1 protein-coding gene is annotated in these 1937 nt (G+C 49.5%); it reads right to left on the bottom strand.

What is annotated here, in order from left to right:
* The coding region (locus ICE90_RS10720) for a beta strand repeat-containing protein (RefSeq protein WP_370624671.1) at positions 1 to 1937 on the bottom strand (1937 nt) is incomplete at both ends.

The following is a 1937-nucleotide window of genomic DNA, read 5'->3' on the forward strand; positions in this document are numbered from 1 at the left end:
GCAGTTGCTGTAAAGCCAGCGGTGTAAGTTTGTGTACCACCAGAGGCGCCAAGAGTTAAGGTGCCAGTGTTCAAGAAGGTTACCGCGTTGGTGATGGTGCCAGTAGCGCCGTTGAGCTGGAGGTTGTTGACTGTGCTTGCATCAGTCAAGGTAGTCACGCTCACATCACCGCTAAAGCTTGCAGTACCGCCCATGTTTTGCAAAGTTAAGGTGGTGACACCAGCAACACTAGTGCCAGAGACGTTTGCACCAGCTACTGCATTACCGGTTGCTAAGGTCAAGGCATGAGTACCACCAGTCACTGCACCTAGCGTAATCGTGCCAGCGCTAGTAGTCGCATTGGTATTGAGGGTCACATCAGAGCCTAGGGTAATAGCAGCCAAGCTCATTGCATTATTAGTAGTATTGATCGTGCCATTCAAGGTGACAGTACTTGGCGCAGTTGCTGTGAAGCCACCGGTATAAGTTTGTGTACCACCAGAGGCGCCAAGAGTTAAGGTGCCTTTATTACCAAAGGTCACTGCATTAGTAATCGTGGCAGCTGATCCTGTTAGGGATAGGTTGTACGTGCTAGTGCCAGTGCTCAGACCTGCTGCATATAAGTTATTACTAAAGCTCACTGCACCAGTTTGAGTACCGCTGCTACCAATGGTGATGGTACCTAGCAAACCGGTAGAAGCTACACCAACAGTGTTGCTATCAGTAATGGTGTTGCTACCAGAAGACAGATCTAAGGTATTACCAGCACCAGTTAAGGCGCCGCCAATAGTGATGCTGCTATTGGAGGTTGAAGTATTAATAGCAGTGTTAGAGCCTAGAACAACCGTATGAGTACCAGTTGTACCAACGCTTACTGCCCCACCCGCATTCATCGTACCGTTCAGTGTGGTTGCACTAGGCGCAGTTGCTATAAAGCCAGCGGTGTAAGTTTGTGTACCACCAGAGGCGCCAAGAGTTAAGGTGCCAGTGTTCAAGAAGGTTACCGCGTTGGTGATGGTGCCAGTAGCGCCGTTGAGCTGGAGGTTGTTGACTGTGCTTGCATCAGTCAAGGTAGTCACGCTCACATCACCGCTAAAGCTTGCAGTACCGCCCATGTTTTGCAAAGTTAAGGTGGTGACACCAGCAACACTAGTGCCAGAGACGTTTGCACCAGCTACTGCATTACCGGTTGCTAAGGTCAAGGCATGAGTACCACCAGTCACTGCACCTAGCGTAATCGTGCCAGCGCTAGTAGTCGCATTGGTATTGAGGGTCACATCAGAGCCTAGGGTAATAGCAGCCAAGCTCATTGCATTATTAGTAGTATTGATCGTGCCATTCAAGGTGACAGTACTTGGCGCAGTTGCTGTGAAGCCACCGGTATAAGTTTGTGTACCACCAGAGGCGCCAAGAGTTAAGGTGCCTTTATTACCAAAGGTCACTGCATTAGTAATCGTGGCAGCTGATCCTGTTAGGGATAGGTTGTACGTGCTAGTGCCAGTGCTCAGACCTGCTGCATATAAGTTATTACTAAAGCTCACTGCACCAGTTTGAGTACCGCTGCTACCAATGGTGATGGTACCTAGCAAACCGGTAGAAGCTACACCAACAGTGTTGCTATCAGTAATGGTGTTGCTACCAGAAGACAGATCTAAGGTATTACCAGCACCAGTTAAGGCGCCGCCAATAGTGATGCTGCTATTGGAGGTTGAAGTATTAATAGCAGTGTTAGAGCCTAGAACAACCGTATGAGTACCAGTTGTACCAACGCTTACTGCCCCACCCGCATTCATCGTACCGTTCAGTGTGGTTGCACTAGGCGCAGTTGCTATAAAGCCAGCGGTGTAAGTTTGTGTACCACCAGAGGCGCCAAGAGTTAAGGTGCCAGTGTTCAAGAAGGTTACCGCGTTGGTGATGGTGCTGCCATTACCCGTTAATGAGAGGTTGTATGCCGCTGC

It is taken from the genome of Polynucleobacter sp. AP-RePozz3-80-G7 (genome assembly GCF_018882145.1).
Classification (GTDB): Bacteria; Pseudomonadota; Gammaproteobacteria; order Burkholderiales; family Burkholderiaceae; genus Polynucleobacter.